The 21,361-nt window shown below is 63.7% G+C and carries 18 protein-coding genes and 1 pseudogene; 13 read left to right on the top strand and 6 right to left on the bottom strand.

From position 1 onward, the window contains the following. Window positions 1-7 precede the first annotated feature (7 nt). The gene (locus tag JJC00_RS36800) at window positions 8-904 is read right to left on the bottom strand and encodes an ABC transporter substrate-binding protein (protein ID WP_200474354.1); all 897 of its coding nucleotides are present in this window, start codon (window positions 902-904) and stop codon (window positions 8-10) included. A 140-nt stretch (window positions 905-1,044) separates the two neighbouring features. On the opposite strand from JJC00_RS36800, the gene JJC00_RS36795 reads away from it, so the two are divergent. Both JJC00_RS36795 and JJC00_RS36790 read left to right on the top strand, forming a co-directional pair. Continuing rightward, the gene (locus JJC00_RS36795; RefSeq protein ID WP_200470597.1) at window positions 1,045-2,034 is read left to right on the top strand and encodes a fumarylacetoacetate hydrolase family protein; all 990 of its coding nucleotides are present in this window, start codon (window positions 1,045-1,047) and stop codon (window positions 2,032-2,034) included. 37 nt (window positions 2,035-2,071) lie between these two features. After that, window positions 2,072-2,848: a cyclase family protein gene (locus tag JJC00_RS36790; RefSeq protein ID WP_200470596.1), complete on the top strand. Its 777-nt coding sequence runs from the start codon at window positions 2,072-2,074 to the stop codon at window positions 2,846-2,848. A 252-nt stretch (window positions 2,849-3,100) separates the two neighbouring features. Here the strand turns inward: JJC00_RS36790 and JJC00_RS38525 are convergent, their stop codons facing one another. The 3 genes from JJC00_RS38525 to JJC00_RS36780 form a co-directional block, all read right to left on the bottom strand. Further along, window positions 3,101-3,892 (bottom strand): calcium-binding protein, encoded by a 792-nt coding sequence (locus JJC00_RS38525; RefSeq protein WP_246774046.1) that lies wholly within the window; start codon window positions 3,890-3,892, stop codon window positions 3,101-3,103. 20 nt (window positions 3,893-3,912) lie between these two features. Next, complete coding sequence (locus JJC00_RS36785) at window positions 3,913-6,732, bottom strand: hypothetical protein (protein WP_246774045.1); 2,820 nt, start codon at window positions 6,730-6,732, stop codon at window positions 3,913-3,915. Between the two features lie 344 nt (window positions 6,733-7,076). Then, window positions 7,077-8,030: a LysR family transcriptional regulator gene (locus JJC00_RS36780; protein WP_200470595.1), complete on the bottom strand. Its 954-nt coding sequence runs from the start codon at window positions 8,028-8,030 to the stop codon at window positions 7,077-7,079. Window positions 8,031-8,128: 98 nt separating this feature from the next. On the opposite strand from JJC00_RS36780, the gene JJC00_RS36775 reads away from it, so the two are divergent. From JJC00_RS36775 to recQ, 7 genes are all read left to right on the top strand, one after another. Next, window positions 8,129-9,310, top strand: coding sequence for an MFS transporter (locus JJC00_RS36775; RefSeq protein ID WP_200470594.1), 1,182 nt, complete (start codon window positions 8,129-8,131; stop codon window positions 9,308-9,310). A gap of 11 nt (window positions 9,311-9,321) precedes the next feature. Then, window positions 9,322-10,356 (top strand): aldo/keto reductase, encoded by a 1,035-nt coding sequence (locus JJC00_RS36770; RefSeq protein ID WP_200470593.1) that lies wholly within the window; start codon window positions 9,322-9,324, stop codon window positions 10,354-10,356. Window positions 10,357-10,478: 122 nt separating this feature from the next. Then, entirely contained in the window at window positions 10,479-12,041 is a 1,563-nt protein-coding gene (locus JJC00_RS36765) for an amidase family protein (protein WP_200470592.1), read from the top strand. A 306-nt stretch (window positions 12,042-12,347) separates the two neighbouring features. Then, on the top strand, window positions 12,348-13,649 hold the full coding sequence (locus JJC00_RS36760) for an O-acetylhomoserine aminocarboxypropyltransferase/cysteine synthase family protein (protein ID WP_200470591.1): 1,302 nt from the start codon (window positions 12,348-12,350) through the stop codon (window positions 13,647-13,649). A 12-nt stretch (window positions 13,650-13,661) separates the two neighbouring features. Then, the gene (gene metA, locus JJC00_RS36755) at window positions 13,662-14,663 is read left to right on the top strand and encodes a homoserine O-succinyltransferase MetA (RefSeq protein ID WP_200470590.1); all 1,002 of its coding nucleotides are present in this window, start codon (window positions 13,662-13,664) and stop codon (window positions 14,661-14,663) included. 99 nt (window positions 14,664-14,762) lie between these two features. Beyond that, a complete protein-coding gene (locus JJC00_RS36750) occupies window positions 14,763-15,506 on the top strand; it encodes a polysaccharide deacetylase family protein (RefSeq protein WP_200470589.1) in 744 nt (247 codons plus the stop codon). A gap of 101 nt (window positions 15,507-15,607) precedes the next feature. Further along, a complete protein-coding gene (recQ, locus tag JJC00_RS36745; protein ID WP_200470588.1) occupies window positions 15,608-17,473 on the top strand; it encodes a DNA helicase RecQ in 1,866 nt (621 codons plus the stop codon). A 60-nt stretch (window positions 17,474-17,533) separates the two neighbouring features. Here the strand turns inward: recQ and JJC00_RS36740 are convergent, their stop codons facing one another. After that, window positions 17,534-18,550: a 1-aminocyclopropane-1-carboxylate deaminase gene (locus JJC00_RS36740; RefSeq protein WP_200470587.1), complete on the bottom strand. Its 1,017-nt coding sequence runs from the start codon at window positions 18,548-18,550 to the stop codon at window positions 17,534-17,536. A gap of 160 nt (window positions 18,551-18,710) precedes the next feature. On the opposite strand from JJC00_RS36740, the gene JJC00_RS36735 reads away from it, so the two are divergent. The 4 genes and pseudogenes from JJC00_RS36735 to JJC00_RS36720 all read left to right on the top strand — a co-directional run bounded on the left by JJC00_RS36735 (window position 18,711) and on the right by JJC00_RS36720 (window position 20,373). After that, window positions 18,711-19,175, top strand: coding sequence for an Lrp/AsnC family transcriptional regulator (locus JJC00_RS36735; RefSeq protein ID WP_200470586.1), 465 nt, complete (start codon window positions 18,711-18,713; stop codon window positions 19,173-19,175). A 312-nt stretch (window positions 19,176-19,487) separates the two neighbouring features. Then, a pseudogene (locus JJC00_RS36730) lies at window positions 19,488-19,573 on the top strand. A 35-nt stretch (window positions 19,574-19,608) separates the two neighbouring features. After that, window positions 19,609-19,878, top strand: coding sequence for a hypothetical protein (locus JJC00_RS36725; RefSeq protein ID WP_200470585.1), 270 nt, complete (start codon window positions 19,609-19,611; stop codon window positions 19,876-19,878). A gap of 249 nt (window positions 19,879-20,127) precedes the next feature. Beyond that, complete coding sequence (locus JJC00_RS36720) at window positions 20,128-20,373, top strand: hypothetical protein (protein WP_200470584.1); 246 nt, start codon at window positions 20,128-20,130, stop codon at window positions 20,371-20,373. Between the two features lie 9 nt (window positions 20,374-20,382). Here JJC00_RS36720 and JJC00_RS36715 read toward each other — a convergent pair whose 3' ends face one another. After that, entirely contained in the window at window positions 20,383-21,318 is a 936-nt protein-coding gene (locus JJC00_RS36715; protein ID WP_200470583.1) for an alpha/beta hydrolase, read from the bottom strand. Between the last annotated feature and the right edge of the window lie 43 nt (window positions 21,319-21,361).

The raw sequence follows: 21,361 nt of genomic DNA, 5'->3' as shown, positions 1-21,361 counted from the left end.
AGGGTCCTCAGTTCAGCACCAACTTGTTCTTATCAAGCGTCGATTGCAGCATCTTTTGCGATGACATCACTTCGATCCACCAGGCGAGGTTTTCCGGCTTCAGGCTCGGCTCGGACTGATTCGGAGGCGTCGCCTTGACGAGATCGAGCGGCTGTTTGGTGAACTTTGCGATCGAAGCGGAAGCCTTTTCGCGGTCGCTGTTGACGATCACGGCCGCTTCCGCGATCGCATCGCGAAACTTCTTCACGGTCGCGGCGTTCTTCTCCGCCCATTCGCGCGAGGCGGCGTAGAAGATGATCGGGTCGGTGCGGGCGAGCTCGACCGCGTAGCGCGCGCCGACGGAGCCGAGGCCCGCATTGGTCATGCGGGTGACGAACGGCTCGGCCGTGAGCACGGCGTCGACGCCGCCCGATTTGATGATGTCGGCCATGGTCGGAAAGGTCACCTCGACGAAATTGACGCTCTTGGGGTCGACGCCTTTCTCTACCAGCCACTTCACGAACAGCACGTGCAGAAACGCGTTCAGCCCCGGTGCGCCGACTTTCTTGCCGACAAAATCCTTCGGCTCCTTGATGGAGATGCCGTTGCGGACGAAAGCTGTGATGGCGTTGTTAGATGTTGCGTTCATTACCGACGCGCCGACGACGGCGACGAGATCGAGGCCGCCGTCAACGGCCTGGAGGAAGACGGTCGAGGTCGGCCCGCCAATCTGGATCGAATTCGACAGGATCGCGGCCGGGATATTCGAGTTGATGGCGATCGGTGTCATCTCGGCGTCTAGCCCGTGTTTTCGGAAGATGCCCTCATCGACCGCGACCATCGCGGATGCGCAGTCGGACGTGGCCGTGCAACCGATCTGAATCTTCGCCTGCGCCGCCGCCGCACCGGCCAGCGCGCAGGACATCTCAAGCGAGATTCCGAGTGTGATCGCCAGCCTTGCCAACTGTCTCTTCAAACCAATCCTCCCGGTTCGCATTTTTTCGTCTTGAATATCGATATTTTATTTGATCATATAGTTTCATCAAGAGCAAGGGGGTGTTCAAGGTGAAACTCGCAACATTCAAGTCGGCCGGGCAGGACAAGATCGGCATCGTGCATTCCAATGACAGCCAGATATTCGACCTTGCCGCGGCCGCCGGCCGTGATGGACAGGGCAGTCCGGCCTTCAGCTCGATGCTGTCGCTGATCGACGCGGGGCCACGCGCGCTGGAACAGGCGGCGGCGCTGTTCGAGGAGCACGGCAAGGACCCGGCGCTATCGTCGGCGACAGGTGCGGTAGATCTTCTCGCGCCGGTGCCGGAGCCGCGGCAGATGCGCGACGGCATGTCATTTCCGCTGCACATCCTCCAGGCGCCGCGCGGCCAGCGGAAGCTTGCGGCGCGCGCCGGGGGTGACATGGCGGAACTGGCGCGAATCGACGCCGAGCCGCTCGGCGAGTTGCCCGAGGTCTATCGCAAGCAGCCGATCTTCTACATCACCAACCGTTTCAGCGTCCGCGGCACCAACACCACCGTAAGGTGGCCGCGCTACAGCAGGGTGATGGACTACGAGCTCGAATTCGGCATCATCACCAAGAACAGGGGCGCGAATATCTCTGCGGCGAAGGCGAAGGATCACATCTTCGGCTACACCATCTTCAACGATTTCTCGGCGCGCGACGCCCAGCGCATCGAGATGGAAGGACGGCTCGGCCCCGCCAAGGGCAAGAGCTTCGACGGCGGCAATGTGATGGGACCGTGGATCGTGACGCCGGATGAGATCGGCGATCCCTATAAGCTGAAGATGGAAGCACGTGTGAACGGCGAGACCCGCTCAACTGGGGCCACGGATGGGATGCTGTTCTCGTTCGAGGAGATCATCGCCCATGTCACGCAGGACGAGACTCTGATGCCGGGCGAATTCATCGGTTCGGGCACGGTGGGCAATGGCTGCGGACTCGAGCTTGGCTGGTTTCTCGAACATGGCGATACGGTCGAGCTCGAAGTCGAAAAAATCGGCGTCTTGAAGAACAGGGTAGAGCGCCAGGACGCTTGAGCTCTCAACAGACAAGAACAGGCAACGAGGAAATACCATGGCGCGCAGACTGATCGATATCTCCGTACCGCTGCAAAACGACGTGCCGGCCGATCCGCCGGGCAATCATCCGACCATTCAGTACGTCGATCATCAACAAGGCTTGCCGCGCATGCTCCAGTTCTTCGATGGGCTGAAGGCGGAGGATCTGCCTGACGGCCAGGGCTGGGCGGTGGAGATGGTCCATCTTTCCACCCACAACGGCACCCATCTTGACGCCCCCTGGCATTTCCATCCCACGATGAACCGCGGCGAGCGCGCGTGGACCATCGACGAAGTGCCGCTGGAATGGTGCTTTCAGCCCGGCGTGAAGCTCGACTTCCGTCATCTGCCGGACGGCTATGTCGCGACCGCCAAGGATGTCGAAGCCGAGCTCAAGCGCATCGGGCATAAATTGTCGCCGCTGGAGATCGTCGTGGTCAATACCAGCGCCGGCGCCAAATATGGCCAACAGGACTACGTCACCTCGGGCTGCGGCATGGGCTACGAGGCGACGATGTATCTGCTCGAGCGCGGCGTGCGGCTGACCGGGATCGATGGCTGGAGCTGGAACGCGCCCTTCGTCTACACCGCGAAGAAATATGCCGAGACCAGGGATGCCAGCCTGATCTGGGAAGGTCACAAGGCTGGACGCCACATCGGCTATTGCCACATCGAGAAGCTGCACAATCTCGAGCTTCTGCCCTCGACCGGTTTCATGGTGTCGTGCTTCCCGGTGAAGATCGAGCGGGCATCCGCGGGCTGGACACGGGCGGTTGCCATCGTTGAGGGCTAAAGGTCGATGGACGGATCCGCGCCTCGTTTAGGGCGGCGTGCCGACAGGATCTTGGGATGCGCGCCGGCGTTCTCCGATGCCGGCGCTCGAGCTGCATTCGTCTCCGCTCGCGGAGGCCTTCTGCCATGATGGCATCATGCCCCTGTTTTGCCCGACGGGTCAAGCTGATCTCGTAAAATCAAAAATTTGAAAAAGCGCAATGCCGACAATGGGCCGGCTACTGTGCATGGGGTTGTTTTCGCGGCTTTGTCTTTACACGATCATAAAGTTCGATGCGTGCAATTGGCTGATCGCGGTGTCGACGAAATCGACAGATCCCGCGTTGGGAGCGCTGCCCAGCGCAAGCAGGGTCCCGCCGTGTCCATCGCCCTTGAGCGCGCTCATGATGTCGGCGACGGAGTGGTAATTGCCGACGCCGTTTGCAAGATCGATGACGCCGAGCGGGTCATTGCCGAATCCGAAGATCGTATCGATTTGGTTGCTGGAGTTGATCGAGACGGTCAGGCCCGTGCTGTGATCGTTGATGTTGACATGGGCCGCGCCATTGATGATCGCCTGATTGCCGAACCCGACAAAGTTAAACTGATCTGATCCGCCATTGGCCGTAATGACGTCCAGGCCAATCTGGTTTGTCACAGTTGCCGCGGAGCCGTTGAGCACCACGTGATTGGCGACTCCGCCTAGTGTGATTGTATCGTGACCCGCGCCAGCAACGACGTTATCCGCTCCGTTGCCGGCAATGATTGTGTTTGTTCCCGAACCGACGGTGATCTGGTTGACCATGCCGCCGAGGTTCACGGTGTTGTCGCCGTCGCCGAGCGTGACACTGTTGGCGCCGCTTCCGCCGGTGACGAGATCGTTGCCATTTCCAAGTATGACGGTGTTGCCAAATCCGGAGAGCGTCACCTGGTCGTTGCCGTTGCCGGCCGTCGTTGTGCTCGCGCCGTCACCCGGATGGACAATATTCTTGCCGTTGCCCAACATGATGATGTTCCCGTATCCGCTGGCGTCAATGGTGTCGTTGCCATTGCCGAGCGTGATCATGGTGGCGCCTGTCGATCCCGTCACCGTGATATTGCCGTCGCCGCGGTTGCGCGATTGCCGAACCCCTCCAAATGGACGATGCTGTCTCCACTCGACACATCAACCGTGCCGTATAGTCCGGCGTAGATCGTGTCGGTCCCGCCATTGCCGTGGATGATATTGAACATGCCATAGGCGTGGATGATGTCGTTGCCCGCCGTCCCCTGAACGGTCGCATAGCCGGATGCCGGGCCATCGATCATCGTGGGACCGGCTTGATGCGTGTCGATGACGGACGTACGAGCGTCGCTGACGGTCAGGCCTACGCTGCTTGTGTCGCTCAGCGTGAACGTGGTCGTTGCGCTGCCGTCTCCGTGCGGCGAGGCCACAAAGGTAAGGGCGTGCAGCTCGGCGGTCAGCTTGTCAGCGCTGGCCGCTGCAAGTTCGTAGGTTCCGTTTCCAAGCGAGATCAGTCCTGTCCCGGACAGAATGCCGGCCGCGCCCGCGAGCGTGATGATGAGGCTATCGGTTGCTCCCGCGTTTGGATCTGTGATCGCTACGGTCGCGAATGGATTGATCGCAGCTTCGTTGCTGGTCGTTTGTCCCGATACGGCTCCTGCAATGGAGGGCAGGGCCGCGGCCGTCAGCAGAACGCCGCCGGAGCCGTCCTTCGTGATGCCGAAACGCGTGACCGAGGTATCCGCCAATGTGAAGGTCTCGCTGGCCGTACCGTTGCTCACCGTCAGCTTCGAGCCAGATACAGTCACCGTTGCGCCGCTGGTATAGGACAGCCCCGACAGATCGATCTGGTCGCCGAGTGCAATCCCCTTTATCTGGCTTGCGAAGGTCGATGGGCCCGAAACCAGCTTCTGCTCGATCTTGAGTGTGCCTTGGCCGGAGAAGATGATCGCGTCGTCGGACATCGCGCCCGCCTTGAGATCGAGCGTGCCGCCGGCGATCGTGGTCGCGCCGGCAAAGCCACCCGCCTCGACGAGTTCCGTGGCGCCAAGATGAATTGTCGAAGCGTTCGCGGTGCCCTGATTGAGCACGTCGAGCGTGCCGCCGTTCAGAGTCGTAGAGGTGACGATGCCGCCGTCTGAGACCGAGAGGCTTCCAGAATTGAGGATTGTTCCGCTCGCCGCGCTGGCGTCGACCGCCGGAGCATTTGGGTCGCTCGTGATGGGGTCCGGAATTGACCCCGAAACCGTCATCACACCACCATTGATGGTGGCGTTCTTGGCAATCCCCGCCCCGGTCAGGTGCAATTGGCCGCCGCTGCCGACAGCAGCTGAATCGACTTCGCTTCTGATGACGGTGCCGTACGGGCCTCCGGGAGGATAATAGATCGTCTCTCCCGACGCATTGATGACACCGCCCGACTTGACGATGGTATCGCTGGCAAAGCCGCCATTGGTGAGATTCTGGACGCCGCCGGCATTGACGGTGGTTGACATCGCGATGCCAGTATCGACATCCTGCTCGCCGCCATTGTTGACGGTGGTGTGATCCGCCCGTCCTGGACCTGGCATATCATGCATATATATGCCGGCGACATGCTGAATGCCGCCCATGTTGATCGTGGTGTAGCTCGCGGTGGACGCAAGCCCGACATCCTGTTCGCCTCCGTTGATGACGGTGTTGCTGGCGGAACCGCCTAAGTCGGCGAGACCTACGATTTGCTTGCCGCCGGCTGATATCGTCGTGTTCGTGGCTGTGCCGAACACCTTGAACAATATGCCGTCCGACACGGTGAAGCCGCTTTCCGTATAGCCATAGTCGGCAACGAACGTTGCGCCGCTCTGGAAGGTCGTACCGGATAGCGTCGCGCCGGCTTCGGCGATGAGCGTTGCGCCTCCGGAGACAATACTGTTGTTGAGGACACCGCCGTCCAGAACGGCCAGCGTCACGCTCTTCGCAACAGTAAATCCGCTTTCAATCGTACCGTCGCCGATCTGGAAGGTGCTGCCGGCGTTGAAGACCGTCCCCGAGAAATTGGCGTTACCCAGCACGATGAAAACGCCAAATTGATTGACGGTCGTATTGATCGCCGTCGCGCCGGCGGACAATTGCATCGTTCCGTAATCGACTGTCGTTCCGGTCGCTGTGCCACCTGCATCCAAATTCAGCCTGCCGAAGTTTTGGAGCATTGTTCCGGACACCGACGCTCCATTCGATACCGTTAGGAGTCCAAAACTTTCAACGGTGGTGCCGCTCGCCATGCTGACGTCGACAGCCGGCTGTCCCGGAAAGTTGGCGAACGGATCCGGTATCGATCCCGAGACAGTCATGACGCCGCCGTTGACGATGGCATTCACCGAAGTCCCGCCGCCGGTGACGTTGAATTGGCCCTGGTAGTTGATGATTGCAGCGGTCGCTACGCTTTGGATCACCGGCGGCGGATACACCGGTGCCGTTTCTACAGTTTCACCCGAGACTTTGAGAACACCGCCGGAATTGACGATGGTGCCGCTGGCGCTGCCACCATTCGTCACGTTCTGGACGCCGCCGGAATTGACGGTCGTCGTCGTCGCGGTGCCCGTGTCGATATCCTGCTCGCCGCCGCTATTGATCGTGGTGTGATCAACCGCGCCGGGGGTTGGACCTTCATGGACAAATTCGCCCGTTACACGCTGCACGCCGCCTGCGAAGATCGTCGTATAGCTGGCGACGCCATCCAGAATGACGTCCTGTTCTCCGCCATAGATGGTCGTGTGGGTGGCCGTGCTTGTTGAGAAAGATCCACCGACCGTCTGCAAGCCGCCGGTTTCGATCGTCGTGCTATCGACGGAGGCGCCGTAACTGACATCCATCGTGTCGCCATTGTGGATGGTAACGCCACTGGCGGGAGGAATAACCGTCATATGAATGCTCCCCGTTCGGTGCCTGGAAGATCAAACGAGCAAAGCAAAATCATTCGACGGTTATTCAACCTAAAACTGCAATGGTTGGAAATGTCTGTCAAGCAGCTGTTGGTTCTGAACGAAGTTTTGAATGGATGCTCGTGCGATTTCCGCGGTTGAAAATCGTGACGTGTGTACGCGTCGATATTGCCGGATGAATTTATCGACAGCGTGACGAAAATTGCGGAGGCCATGCATTCTCGAGATTTGCGTGAAACTTTCGCGTCAAATCGTGGCGCGTCGAAAGTTCCATCGTCGTCTTGGCTAGGCGGGGAAGATTCGAAGCCCGCTCCCTCCCCATTGCCTCATCCCGCCATTTTCCACGTCCCATCCTGCGCACGCTTCAGCGTTGGGTCGCTCACCCGCACGTGCTCCGCCAAGAAATCGATGAACGCACGCACGCGTGCAGGCAGCGGCGCCGCGTGGCCGACATAGACGGCATGGATGTCTTCGCGGTCGCCGGGATTATAGCCTTGCAGCACGGGCACGAGGCGGCCGGCTTCGATGTCGGGGCCGATGTGGAAGAGGGCGAGGCGGGCGAGGCCGACGCCGCCGAGCGCAAGGCGGCGGGCGGCTTCGCCGTCGCTGACGCGTGCGGCCGGCGGCGGCACCGCTTCCTCGGTGCGGTCGCCGCGCTTGAACGGCCAGCCGCGGATCGAGCGCGGAAAGGTCCAGCCGATGCCACGGTGGTCGGCGAGGTCCGCCGGCGTCTTCGGCATGCCCGCGCGGGCCAGATAATCCGGCGCACCGACCACCGCCATGCGGCTGGTGCCGAGCTTTCGCGCGACGAGGCGTGAGGTGCGCAGGGGGCCGACGCGGATGGCGACATCGGCGCGCTCCTGCATCAGATCGATCAGCGTGTCGGTCAGCATCAGGTCGAGCGTGACGTCGGGATGCTCTGCGAGAAAGCGCGGAATCAGCGGCATCACATGCAGCATGCCGAAGGGGATGTTGCTGTTGACCGTGAGCCGGCCGCGCGGTGTGGCGCCGGATGCCGCTTCACGTTCGGCTTCCTCCATCTCGCCGAGGATGCGCACGGCGCGCTGGTAGAAGGCCTGGCCTTCCTCCGTCAGCGTCAGCTTGCGCGTGGTGCGGTTGATCAGCCGCGAGCCGAGCCGCGCCTCCAGCCGCGAGATCAGCTTGCTGACGCCCGACGGCGTCAGGCGCAGCTTTTGCGCGGCCTGGGTGAAGCCGCCGAGGTCGACGACGCGGACGAAAACCTCCATCTCGGCAGAGCGGTTGGTGTCGAAACGAGCCATGTTGAATTGACGTCACAAATGATTGGATTGCGGACATTCTAATGGTTTTGCGTGAGGGCGGCTATCTGCGTGGCTCGTTTCATCCATTGGAGCCACGCATGCCTCCCGCCGTCCTCGCGCTTACCGCCGGTGCCTTCGGCATCGGCACCACCGAATTCATCATCATGGGCCTGCTGCTCCAGGTCGCCGCCGACATGCACGTCTCCGTGCCGGTCGCGGGGCTGCTCATCTCCGGCTATGCGCTCGGCGTGTTCGTCGGCGCGCCCGTGCTGACGCTCGCGACCCGCCGGCTACCGCGAAAGACCGTGCTGTTGGCGCTGATGGCGATCTTTACGCTCGGCAATGCAGCCTGTGCGCTCGCGCCGAATTACGAATTGCTGATGGCCGCGCGGGTACTGACCTCGCTCGCCCATGGCACCTTCTTCGGTGTCGGTTCGGTGGTGGCGACCAACCTGGTCGCCGAGGACAAGCGCGCTTCCGCCATCGCCACGATGTTCATCGGCCTCACGGTCGCGACGCTGCTCGGCGTACCCTTCGGTGCCTGGTTCGGCCTGATGCTCGGCTGGCGCGCGGCATTCTGGGCGGTGACGGTGATCGGCGTGATCGCCTTTGCGGTGGTGGCGGCGCTCGTGCCCGGCCATGTTGGCAACGGCGACAAGCCGATCTCGCTCGCCGAGGAGATTGCCGTGCTCGGGCGCGGGCAGGTGTCGCTCGGCCTCGCCATGACCGTGTTCGGCTTCGCCGGCCTGTTCGTCGTCTTCACCTATATCCAGCCGATCCTGACCCGTTTCACCGGCTTTTCGGAAGCCGCCGTCTCGCCGATCCTGCTGGTGTTCGGTCTCGGGCTTGCGATCGGCAATGTCGCCGGCGGCAAGCTCGCCGACCGTGGCCTTGCTCGCGCACTGACCGGCACGCTCGCCGCGCTCGCCATCGTGCTGCTTGGTCTCGCCGCCGTGCTGTCGGTCAAGATTCCCACCATTGCGCTGATCCTGCTGCTCGGCATCGCGGCCTTTGCAACCGTCGCGCCGCTGCAGCTTCGCGTGCTGGAGGCCGCCGGCCCCAGCGGCCGCACGCTCGCCTCCAGCCTCAACATTGCCGCGTTCAATCTCGGCAATGCGCTCGGTGCCTGGGCCGGCGGCGTCACCATCGATCGTGGGCTCGGCCTCTCTGCGCTGCCGCTGGTTGCGGCCGGCATCACCGCAATCGGACTCGTGCTGGCGCTGTGGAGCCTTCAGCTCGACCGCAGGCAGGCCGCTGTCGCGGCGTGCCCGGCGGAATAGGGGAGGCGCACATGGAATATCGTCATCTCGGCGCTTCCGGGCTCAAGGTGCCCGTTCTGAGCTTCGGCACCGGCACCTTTGGCGGCCAAGGGCCGCTGTTCTCGGCCTGGGGCCGCAGCGGCGCCGAGGAGGCGCGCAGGCTGGTCGACATCTGCCTCGAGGCCGGCGTCAATCTGTTCGACAGCGCCGACGTCTATTCGAACGGCGCCTCCGAGGAGATTCTCGGCGCCGCGATCAAGGGCCGGCGCGACAAGGTGCTGATCTCGACCAAGATGAGCCTGCCGATGGGCGATGGCCCGCTCGATGCCGGCTCGTCGCGGCATCGCCTGCTGGCCTCGGTCGAGGCGGCGCTACGGCGGCTCGGCACCGACTATATCGATCTGCTTCAACTCCACGCATTCGACGCCTTCACGCCGATCGAGGAGGTGCTGTCCACGCTCGATACGCTCGTGCAGGTCGGCAAGCTGCGCTATGTCGGCGTCTCCAATTTTGCCGGCTGGCAGTTGATGAAGTCGCTCGCCATCGCCGATCGTCACGGCTGGCCCCGCTATGTCGCGCATCAGGTCTACTACTCGCTGCTCGGCAGCGACTATGAGTGGGAGCTGATGCCGCTCGCAGGCGACCAGGGTGTCGGCGCGCTCATCTGGAGCCCGCTCGGCTGGGGCCGATTGACAGGAAAGATCCGGCGCGGCCAGCCCTTGCCGCAAACCAGTCGCCTGCATGCGACGGCGCAGTTCGGTCCGCCCGTGGACGAGCAGCGGCTCTACGCGATCGTCGATGTGCTCGATGCGATTGCCGCCGAGACCGGCCGCACCGTGCCGCAGGTTGCGATCGCCTGGCTGCTATCGCGCCCGACGGTATCGTCCGTGATCGTCGGCGCCCGCGACGAGGCGCAGTTGCGCGACAATCTCGGTGCGGTCGGCTGGTCGCTGAGCGCGGATCAGCTCAAGCGCCTCGACGAGGTCAGCGTGGTGATGCCGCCCTATCCCTATTATCCCTATCGCATCCAGGACGGATTTGCGCGCCTGAACCCGCCGACGGTCTGAGCGACGGTCATCGCCGACATTGGTCGCATTGGCTGCTCCCGCCAATGCGCCATGCAGAAACGTCGCTGTACAGGCCTTATTGCCATCCGTAACCTCCGCGCCGCAATTTCAGGAGATGCGACGTGGCGAAGAAGGCGGCGACCAAGAAGAAAAGTGCTGCAAAGAACGCAGCGAAGACCTCGAGCAAGAAGGCCGTCGTCCGCAAAGGTGCGGCCGCGAAGACGGCCACGAAGGCTGCGCCGCGCAAATCGGCCGCCGCACGCCGCCCTAAGGGGCCGGCCTGGCAATGGTCGGCGGTGGAGACCGCGGCGGCGATCCGCTCCGGCGCAATCTCCGCGGTGGAAACCGTCGAGGCGCATCTGGAGCGGATGCATGCGGTCAATCCCCGGCTCAATGCGGTCGTCGTCGATCTCGGCGAGGACGCTCTGAAGGCCGCGCATGCGGCCGACAAGCAGCGCGCCAAGGGCGGCGAGCTCGGCCTCCTGCACGGCGTGCCCGTCACCGTCAAAGAGAACGTCGACTACGAAGGCCGGCCCAATTTCAACGGCGTCCCCGCCAACAAGGACCTCGTCGCGCCGTCGGATTCGCCGGTGGTGCGTAACCTGAAGAAGGCCGGGGCAATCGTCATCGGCCTCACCAATACGCCGGAATTCTCGTTCCGCGGCTTCACCGACAATCCGCTGCACGGATTGACGCTCAATCCCTGGGACCCGAACATCACCTGCGGCGGCTCCTCGGGCGGCGCGGGTTCGGCGGTCGCTGCCGGCATCGGCACCATTGCGCATGGCAACGACATCGGTGGCTCGTTGCGCTGGCCGGCGCATTGCAATGGCGTCGCTACCATCAAGCCGACGCAGGGTCGCATTCCCGCCTTCAACGCCAGCGCGACGGCGGAGCGGCCGATGCTGGCGCATCTGATGTCGGCGCAGGGGCCGCTCGCCCGCCACGTCGGCGACGTCCGTCTTGCGCTGGAGGTGATGAGCCAGTGCGATCCGCGCGATCCCTGGTGGGTGCCGGCGCCGCTGATCGGGCCGAAGCCGAAGGGCCCGATCAAGGTCGCGCTGGCAAAGGTCCCGGAAGACATGGCGGTCGATCCGGCGGTCAGCGCGGCGCTTCGCCAGGCCGCCGATCACCTCGAGCGCTCCGGCTATCGCGTCAGCGAGGTCGAGGTGCCCGACATCAACGGCGTCTGGCAGACCTGGTGCGACATCATCACCAACGAGACGGTGATGATGCAGGAGGCCAGCATGCTGAAGGTCACGTCGGAAGACTTCCACAAGGCGTGGGGCGGCATGAAGACCAAGGCGAGCACGCTCGATCTCAAGGCGTGGATGCAGGCGACAGCCGCGCGCAACGGCCATATCCGCGCCTGGCAATTGTTCTTCGAGGAGTATCCGGTGGTGCTGGCGCCGACCACGGTGAAGCCGACGCCGGGGCCGCGCGACGACACCGTCAGTGCCGAACGCGTGCAGGAAATCTTCTGGGGCGAGATCCGCTTCATCTCCGCGATCAACGTGCTGGGGCTGCCCGGCGTCGTGGTGCCGGTGGCCTTGCACGACGGCAAGCCGATCGGCGTGCAACTCATCGCGGGCCGCTATCGTGAGGATCTGGCGCTGGACGCTGCCGCCGCGATCGAGAAGCGCGCCGGCGTGCTGACCCACCGGCTCTGGGACACGATGGCCTGATCTTGCTCTCGGGGCTTCGCGCGACAGGCGCGAAGCCCCGATGAGATGGCGGGATGCGGTCGTCAGGTGCGAGGCAAGCATCGTCACTTTTTGCGCGCAGGCCCTTTTTTCGCTCGCGGGTTGATATCATTAATCCAAATTGACTCAAATTTTAGCCAATTCACCAACAACCATTAGGGTTACTTCCTCGATCTCTAAGCGAATTATTGTCCGCTTTACCACCCGCCTCTAACAGAGGGACGGCGGACAACGCACATGCCTCATACAGGTCAATAAGTGCGGCCCGCGCCACGCGGAGGTGGTACGATGCGCAACGAGACGATTGCTATTCACGCCGGCTATGAGCCCGAAGCCACCACGCACGCGGTTGCCGTGCCGATCTACCAGACCGCGGCCTACGCCTTCGACAGCGCCGATCACGGCGCGGCTCTCTTCAATCTCGAGGCCGAAGGTTTTCGTTATAGCCGCATCGCCAATCCGACCAGCGCGGTGCTGGAGAAGCGCATTGCCGAGCTCGAAGGCGGCGTCGGCGCGCTCGCAGTCGCGACCGGCCAGGCCGCGCTGCATTTCGCCTTCGTCAATGTCGCCGACCACGGCGGCAACATCGTGTCCGTGCCGCAGCTCTACGGCACCACGCACACGCTGCTCTCCCACATCCTGCCGCGGCAGGGCATCACCGGCCGCTTCGCCGAGAGCGACAAACCCGAGGCGATCGAGAAGCTGATCGACGAGAACACCCGGGCGGTGTTCGCCGAGACCATCGGCAATCCGGCCGGCAATGTCTGCGACATCGAGGCGCTGGCCAGGATCGCGCATGCCCATGGCGTGCCGCTGATCGTCGACAACACGGTCGCGACGCCCATCCTGCTCAAGCCGTTCGACTACGGCGCCGACATCGCCGTGCATTCGCTGACCAAGTTTTTGGGCGGCCACGGCACCACGCTCGGCGGCGCCATCGTCGATTCCGGAAATTTCCCCTGGGCCAAGCACGCCGACCGCTTCCCGGCCTACAACAAGCCGGACGCCTCCTATCACGGGCTCGTCTATGCCGAGCGCTTCGGCAAGACCGCCTATATCGAGCGCGCGCGCAGCGTTTATCAACGCACCATGGGTTCGGTGCTGTCGCCGTTCAACGCCTTCCTGCTGCTCCAGGGCATCGAGACGGTGGCGCTGCGCATGGAGCGCCACTGCGAGAACGCCCGCAAGGTCGCCGAATTCCTGCGCAACGATCCGCGCGTCGCCTGGGTCAACTACACCGGGTTCCCGGACAGCCCCTATTATCCGCTGGTCCAGAAGTATCTCGACGGCAACGCCTCCTCACTGTTCACCTTTGGCATCAAGGGTGGCATGGAGGCCGGCAAGACCTTCTATGATGCGCTGAAGCTGATCACGCGCCTCGTCAATATCGGCGATGCCAAGTCGCTGGCCTGCCATCCGGCCTCGACCACGCACCGGCAAATGTCGCCGGAGCAGCAGCGCACAGCCGGCGTGCTGCCGGAAACGATCCGCCTCTCGATCGGCATCGAGCATGCCGCCGATATCATCGAGGACATCGACCAGGCGCTGGAAAAGGCTTGTCCGATCGCGCGTCTTCAGGCCGCGGAGTAGGCAATCGGGCCGATGAGCGTCTTGATCGACAGGGATCAAGGTATTGTAAGCCCGGCGCTGGTGCCGGCCGAGGGTGACCTCGCGCGCGATCATGCCGGTGCCGAGCTTACCATCGGGCTGATCAACAACATGCCCGATACGGCGCTCAAGGCGACCGAGCGGCAGTTCATCAGGCTGCTCCACGCCGCAGCAGGGCCGCGCCGCATCCGCTTCCACTGCTTCTCGCTGCCGTCGGTGAAGCGCTCGCCGGAAGCGAAGTGGCACGTCGAGAGCGAATATTCCGATCTCTCAGATCTCAAGCGCCAGAAATTCGACGGGTTGATCGTAACCGGTGCCGAACCGGTCGCGCCCGAGCTCGACCAGGAACCGTACTGGCGCGACCTCACCGAGCTGATCGATTGGGCCCGAACCAATACCCGCTCGACGATCTGGTCATGCCTTGCCGCACATGCGGCGGTGCTGCACCTCGATCGTATCGAACGGCAGCGCCTGCCATCCAAATGTCATGGCATCTTCGACTGCGAGGCCGTGACCGGCGACCCGCTGACGCGCGATGCGCCGGCGCCGCTCAAGGTTTCGCATTCGCGCCTGAACGAAGTCATCGAGGGAGATCTCACCCAGGCCGGCTATCAGGTGCTGACCCGGTCGGCCCAGGCTGGCGTCGACGTCTTCGTCCGGCAGTATGCCAGCCGCTTCGTGTTCTTCCAGGGTCATCCCGAATATGACGCGCTGTCGCTCCAGCGCGAATATTTGCGCGACATCGGCCGCTTCCTCGCGCGCGGGCGGGAGGCCTATCCGGCGCTCCCCGTGTGTTATTTTGACGCAGCGACGGAAGAGAAGCTGATGCGATTCGAGAAGCGGGCGAGGCATCAGCGGCATCCGGCATTGACCAATGAACTGCCGGCGCTGACCTTGCGCACCGATATTGCGGCCGGCAGTGCCGCCGCGGCGCTTTTTCGCAATTGGCTGAGACATCTCGGCGCGGACACCGACGCTCCGCTGCTGGCGCGTTAACCTGTTGCTTCCGCGTTAGGATTACCCAGCCGTTAAGCTTGCCTGAGGCCGCGCGCAAATGTTTCAGTCGAGCAATATAGAATCAAAGGGAATGCACCCGTGCTGTCGGCCCTCAACGGACGCGTGAGCAATCGGCTGGCCCGGCATTTCCGCGCCGCGCCGCACCGCTTGCCGGCACACGCGCCCATGGTGAGCTTCACCTTCGATGACGCCCCCGACAGCGCCGCCGGCGAGGGTGCCTCGCTACTGGAGGCGCATGGCGGGCGCGGTACGTTCTACCTCGCCGGCAGCCTGGTCGATCGGCCCTCCGATCATTGGCGCGGCCTGTCGAACGATGCGATCGTCCGGCTGCATCGCGGCGGCCACGAGATCGGCTGCCACACTTTCTCGCATTTGCGCGCGATCGATCTCGACGAGAGCGCGATGGCGCGCGAGATCGAGCGAAACCGCAGTCATTTTCTCAGCATCGGCTCTTCGATCCGGCTTGAGAATTTTGCCTATCCCTATGGCCTCGCCTCGGTCTGGCGCAAACCGCAGCTCGCCCAATACTTCCGCTCCGCGCGCGGGATCCTTCCCGGTGTCAACAGCGACGTCATCGATCTCCAATTCTTGCGCGCTTCGCCGCTGGTCAATTGCGAGATCGATACGGCGGGCGTGGACCGCTATTTCGACGAGGCGGTCGCAAGCGGAGGCTGGCTGATCTTCTACGGCCACGATGTCGTCGACGCGCCGAGTCCCTATGGCTGCACGCCGGCTCTGCTGCGCCACGCGCTGAAGGCTGCGGAAAAGCGCAACATGCCGATCGTGACGGTCGCCGAGGCCTTGCGCAGGATCGGGGCGTAGGTTTTCGTCTATCCCCCGCTCGTGGGGAGAAGATGGACTTGCAACGTCGGCGCGGTCATGCGACTGGGCTTGTGACGAATCTCGCAAACCCCGACACGCCCATGCCCGCCCCTTCCACCGCTCCGCTGCCAGCGCTGGCCGATGGCCGTGATGCGCTGTCGGTGCTGCATTCGGTGTTCGGCCTGCCCGGGTTCCGAGGCGCGCAGGGCGAGATCATCCGGCATGTCACCGACGGTGGTAATTGCCTGGTGCTGATGCCGACCGGCGGCGGCAAGTCGTTGTGCTATCAATTGCCATCCCTGTTGCGCGAAGGCTGCGGCATCGTGGTCTCGCCGCTGATCGCGCTGATGCGCGACCAGGTCGCGGGCCTGCTCGAAGCCGGCGTCAACGCGGCCGCGCTGAACTCGTCACTGACATTGCAGGAGGCCTCCGACATCGAGCGGCGCCTGATCGCGGGCGATCTCGACCTGCTCTATGTCGCGCCGGAACGCCTGGTGACGCCACGTTGCCTATCGATGCTGGCGCAGGCCAAGGTGGCGCTGTTCGCGATCGACGAGGCCCATTGCGTCTCGCAATGGGGGCATGACTTCCGGCCCGAATATGTCGGCCTTTCCATCATCGCCGAGCGCTTCCCCGACGTGCCGCGCATCGCGCTGACCGCGACCGCCGACGAACTGACACGGAAAGAGATCGTCCAGCGGCTCCAGCTGACCGATAGCCCGCAATTCGTATCGAGCTTCGACCGGCCCAACATCCGCTACGAGATCGTCGACAAGCGCAATGCGGTGTCGCAGCTGAAGGAGTTTATCCGCGAGCGCCATGAGGGCGATGCCGGCGTGGTCTATTGCCTGTCCCGTAATCGCGTCGAGGAGGTTGCTGCCGCACTTGCCGAGGCCGGCATTGCGGCGCTGCCCTATCACGCCGGCCTCGACAGCAGCGTGCGCTCCCGCAATCAGGATCGCTTCCTCAACGAGGACGGCATCGTCATCGTCGCGACGATCGCCTTCGGCATGGGCATCGACAAGCCCGACGTGCGCTTCGTCGCCCATCTCGACCTGCCCAAGACCATCGAGGCCTATTACCAGGAAACCGGGCGTGCGGGGCGCGACGGCAAGCCGTCGGCGGCGTGGATGGCCTACGGGCTCTCCGACATCGTGCAGCAGCGCCGCATGATCGACGAGTCCAGCGGTTCCGACGATTTCAAGCGCGTGTCGATCGGCAAGCTCGACGCACTGGTCGGGCTCGCAGAGACAGCGCAGTGCCGCCGAAAGCGGCTGCTCGGCTATTTCGGCGAGCCATCGCATGGCGAGACCTGCGGCAATTGCGACAATTGCCTGACGCCGCCAAAGATGCGCGAGGGCAAGGTTCTGGCGCAAAAGCTGCTCTCATGCGCCTATCGCACCGGCCAGCGTTTCGGCGCGATGCATCTGATCGACGTGCTGATCGGACGCCTGACCGAGAAGGTGACGCAGTTCGGTCACGACAAGCTGTCGGTGTTCGGCATCGGGCGCGAGCTCAACGAGAAGCAGTGGCGCACCGTACTTCGGCAGCTGGTGGCCATGGGCCATTTGCAGAGCGACAGCGAAGCCTTTGGCGCGCTGAAGCTGACGGAGACCGCACGCGGCGTGCTGCGCGGGGAGACCGAGGTGTGGCTGCGCGAGGAGGCGCCCGGCACGCGGGTTCGGTCAAGCCGCGCAAAATCCCGCCGCGGCGACCTTGCGCCGGCGGCCAGTGCACCGCAGGGCGACGTCGATCCCGAATTGCGCGCGCGGCTGCGCTCCTGGCGCTCGGATATCGCGCGCGAACGTGGTGTGCCCGCCTATGTGGTACTGCACGACGCTACCATCGACGGCATCGTCCGGGCCTGGCCGACCACGCTGGACGAGCTGCGCAACATCCCCGGCATCGGCGACAAGAAGCTGGAGCACTACGGCGACGAGCTGCTGCAGATCGTCAAGACGCGGTAGGGCTTTTCATCATCCCGGGCTCGCGACGTCGTCGCGCCCCGGGACGACAGTCTTGATGATCTACCCATTCCTGAACGCGTACGCATATCCATTCAGCGCCGGCGCGCCGCCGAGATGGGCGTACAGGATCTTCGCGCCCTTCTCGAAATGGCCCTTCTGCACGAGGTCGATCAGGCCCTGCATCGACTTGCCCTCGTAGACGGGGTCTGTGATCATGCCCTCGAGGCGCGCACTAAGGCGGATAGCTTCCTTGGTTTCTTCCGACGGCACGCCATAGGCGGGATAGGCGTAGTCCTCGATCAGCACGACGTCGTCGGCGACGAGCTCCTTGCCGAGCTCGACGAGTTTTGCGGTGTTCTGCGCGATCTCGAGCACCTGCGATTTCGTCTGCGCCGGCGTGAACGATCCATCGATGCCGATCACTCTTCGCGCACGGCCGTCGGCGGCGAAACCGACCAACATGCCGGCATGGGTCGAGCCGGTCACGGTGCAGACGATGATGTAGTCGAACTTGAAGCCGAGTTCAGCTTCCTGCTTGCGCACTTCCTCGGCGAAGCCGACATAGCCGAGCCCGCCAAATTTGTGTACGGAGGCGCCGGCCGGGATCGCGTAGGGCTTGCCGCCGGCGGCCTTTACCTCGTCGATCGCCTGCTCCCAGCTCTTGCGAATGCCGATGTCGAAACCATCGTCGACCAGGCGCACGTCGGCGCCCATGATGCGCGAGAGCATGATGTTGCCCACGCGGTCATAGACGGCGTCCTCGTGCGGCACCCAGGCTTCCTGCACCAGGCGGCACTTCATGCCGATCTTGGCGGCGACGGCGGCGATCATGCGGGTGTGGTTCGACTGCACGCCGCCGATCGAGACCAGCGTGTCGGCGTTCGAGGCGATCGCGTCGGGGATGATGTATTCGAGCTTGCGCAGCTTGTTGCCGCCATAGGCGAGGCCGGAATTGCAGTCCTCACGCTTGGCGTAGATCTCGACATTGCCGCCGAGATGCTTCGACAGCCGCTCCAGCTTCTCGATGGGCGTCGGGCCGAAGGTCAGCGGATAGCGCGCGAATTTGTCCAGTCTCATTGGATCATCCCGATTAGCGTTGGTGTCTGGGATGTCGCTAGCATCGCACTGCAAAAAGGTGCTTTCGAATATTGCGCCTATATTGCACCCAATCTTGCAGAAATCACTGTAGTGGACGATAATCCTTCCGCAGCAGCACCAATCTACGGAAGTTTCTTCCATGTCCGCGCGTCTCGACCGCATCGACCTCAAGATGTTGAGATTGCTGCAGAATAACGGCCGTCTCAGCAACGCCGAGCTGGCCGAAACCGTCGCGATCAGCCCCGCCACCTGCCACCGTCGCACCCAGCGCCTGTTCGAGGACGGCTTTATTGCCGCGGTCCGCGCCATGGTGGCGCCGAAGAAGGTGGCCAAGGGCACGCTGGTGATGGTCGGCGTCGTGCTCGATCGCTCGACCCCGGAGAGCTTTGCGACCTTCGAGCAGGCGATCACCAGGCTGAAATTCGTGCTCGACTGCCATCTCGTCGCCGGCGACTTCGACTACTTCCTGAAAATCCGCGTCGGCGACATGGAGGATTTCAACCGCATTCACGGCGAGCAGCTCATCGCGCTCCCCGGCGTTCGCCAGACCCGCACCTTCTTCGTGATGAAGGAAGTCATCGACAACGCGCCGCTGGAGTTTTGAGCGGCCGGTACAACGCATCAGCACGGTTGCGTTGACGCATCTCCATGCCACTTGCGAAATCGCACGGTCGTCACGGCAACTTCACTTGCCTTGCGCGCGCACGCGGGCGAGCTTTCGACCTTCTCAACGAGGAGATCTTCCCGTGCGCCTTCTCATTCTCGATCCAAAAGAGCTGACCGACGAACAGAAGCCGCTCTATGCCGACATGCAGACGGGCATCAAGGACCACTTCAAGGGCTTTGTGAACATGCGCGACGACGGCGCGCTGCTCGGGCCCTGGAATCCCTGGATCCGCGAGCCACGCTTCGGCGGGCCGGTGTGGGAGCTGGTCAAGGCGATCGCATCGAAGCCGCTGCTGCCGGCGCCGGTGCGCGAGGTTGCGATTCTCGTCACCGGCTCGCATTTCCGCTCCGGCTACGAGCTCTATGCTCACGTGCTGGTGGCCGAGCAGCGCGGCCTCTCCGACGAGAAGCTCGCGACCATCGTCGCCGGACAGCGGCCGGTGGATCTCACCAAGCAGGAAGCGGTCGCCTACGACATGGCGTCGGCCCTGGTCAGCGGCGGCGTGCTGCCTGAGCTGACCTATCGGGCTGCGGTGAAGGAATTCGGCGAGCACGGCGCGGCCGAGCTGTCCTATCTCGTCGGCGTCTATTGCATGGTCTCGGTCACGCTGAATACGTTCGACGTGCCGGTGCCGGAATAGCTTGCGCCTGGTTGCGGTCGAGGTCGAGGCGCAGGATCGGCTGGGTGAACGGCACCGCAAGCGTCCGGCCCGCGAGCTGCGCGCGCTCGGGTGGCGGAACCGCTCGCTAGCGAGATGGAAAGTGATCGCTCGTGTGGTCAAGCTCTATCTGCGGGCCATGGACGATGTGGATGTGCGCGGTTACCCTGCCGTGATCGCACTGACACACTCGCCCGCCACAGTGCAGGCCGGACAATGGAGACGATAGCCATGAACACGTCACGCCGCATCCTGCTCGCTGGAATGGCGGGGCTCGCCGTGGCTCCGACCGCAATGGCCGCCGCGCCGGCACCAGCCATTGCCGATGCGACGGTTGCCGAAGAACGCTTCGCGCGCATGATTGCCGCCGCGCATGCGCCCGATGTCACCTGCGCACGCCAGGCCGAACGCTATGCGGATGCGCATTGGCCGGACTATGTCGTGGCAGCCAGGGCCGTGCTCGACGCGCGCGTGTGATTCGCGCCTTTATTTCTCCACCGCGCGCCTGACCTGCTCGCCGATCTGCGACAGCACGAGCTGCGCCTGCGGCAGGATCGCGCCCATGGCATGGAAATTGTGGACCATGCCGTCGTGGCAGACGTGCTCGACCGCGACGCCCGCGGCGAGCAGCTTGCGCGCGTAGGCATTGCCTTCGTCGCGCATCGGGTCGAACTCGGCGGTATGGATGATCGCGGTCGGCAGGCCTGCGAGCCGCGTCGCGCGCAGCGGCGAGATGCGAGGATCGGCGGCATCCATCCCCTCGGGCAGATAATCGGCAAGATCGGCTTCGATCGTGACGCGATCGATCAGATGTCCCTCGGCGAATTCCTCGCGCGAAGGCGATGTCTCCTCGAAATCCAGCACCGGGCAGATCAGGCATTGTGCGACGATGGAGAGGCCGGCGCTCTGCGCCGCCTCCTGGCATACGATCGCAGCCAGCGTCGCACCGGCGGAATCGCCGCCCACCACCAGCCGCTCGGCGTCGATGCCGAGAGATGAAGCTTCGCGCGCCACCCACTCGGTAGCTCCGATCGCGTCGTCGACAGCCGCAGGAAACTTGTGCTCGGGCGCGAGGCGGTAGTCGACCGAAACGAGGCGGCAGCCGGTCGCATGCGCCAGTGCCGCCGCGATACGGTCATGCGTCGCAATGCTGCCGGCGACGAGCCCGCCGCCATGAAAGAACACGAAGCCCGGCGCGCGCTCGCCGGCGGACGCGGGCGAATAGAGCCGATAGGGCAGCTCTCCGCCGGGACCCGACAGCATGCCGTCGGAGGCCGTCACGTTCGGCGCCTCGGCCCGCGCGAACTGCATCAGCTTCGCCAGCGATTGCCGTCGTGCCTCGACGCTCGGCCGGCTCCGCGCCTGCGGCCCAGCCGCAGCCATCATGGTCAACAAGCGCTTTGCGAGCGGATCTAGCGGCATGGGATACTCCGTGACGTGCCCGACATTATAGCCGGTTTGGTCG

Origin of the sequence: Bradyrhizobium diazoefficiens, from assembly GCF_016616885.1 — a bacterium.
Taxonomy (GTDB): Bacteria; Pseudomonadota; Alphaproteobacteria; order Rhizobiales; family Xanthobacteraceae; genus Bradyrhizobium; species Bradyrhizobium diazoefficiens_F.
Note: the sequence above shows the minus strand (reverse complement) of the source record. Positions and strands in the feature narration are given on the sequence as shown.

Coding starts and splice junctions, on each gene's coding strand:
- JJC00_RS36770 (WP_200470593.1), top strand. CDS start 9,322: ATGGAATATCGTCATCTCGGCGCTTCCGGGCTCAAGGTGCCCGTTCTG.
- JJC00_RS36780 (WP_200470595.1), bottom strand. CDS start 8,030: ATGGCTCGTTTCGACACCAACCGCTCTGCCGAGATGGAGGTTTTCGTC.
- JJC00_RS36735 (WP_200470586.1), top strand. CDS start 18,711: ATGTCCGCGCGTCTCGACCGCATCGACCTCAAGATGTTGAGATTGCTG.
- JJC00_RS36720 (WP_200470584.1), top strand. CDS start 20,128: ATGAACACGTCACGCCGCATCCTGCTCGCTGGAATGGCGGGGCTCGCC.
- metA (WP_200470590.1), top strand. CDS start 13,662: ATGAGCGTCTTGATCGACAGGGATCAAGGTATTGTAAGCCCGGCGCTG.
- recQ (WP_200470588.1), top strand. CDS start 15,608: ATGCCCGCCCCTTCCACCGCTCCGCTGCCAGCGCTGGCCGATGGCCGT.
- JJC00_RS36760 (WP_200470591.1), top strand. CDS start 12,348: ATGCGCAACGAGACGATTGCTATTCACGCCGGCTATGAGCCCGAAGCC.
- JJC00_RS36785 (WP_246774045.1), bottom strand. CDS start 6,732: ATGACGGTTATTCCTCCCGCCAGTGGCGTTACCATCCACAATGGCGAC.
- JJC00_RS36740 (WP_200470587.1), bottom strand. CDS start 18,550: ATGAGACTGGACAAATTCGCGCGCTATCCGCTGACCTTCGGCCCGACG.
- JJC00_RS38525 (WP_246774046.1), bottom strand. CDS start 3,892: ATGATCACGCTCGGCAATGGCAACGACACCATTGACGCCAGCGGATAC.
- JJC00_RS36790 (WP_200470596.1), top strand. CDS start 2,072: ATGGCGCGCAGACTGATCGATATCTCCGTACCGCTGCAAAACGACGTG.
- JJC00_RS36800 (WP_200474354.1), bottom strand. CDS start 904: ATGTCCTGCGCGCTGGCCGGTGCGGCGGCGGCGCAGGCGAAGATTCAG.
- JJC00_RS36775 (WP_200470594.1), top strand. CDS start 8,129: ATGCCTCCCGCCGTCCTCGCGCTTACCGCCGGTGCCTTCGGCATCGGC.
- JJC00_RS36715 (WP_200470583.1), bottom strand. CDS start 21,318: ATGCCGCTAGATCCGCTCGCAAAGCGCTTGTTGACCATGATGGCTGCG.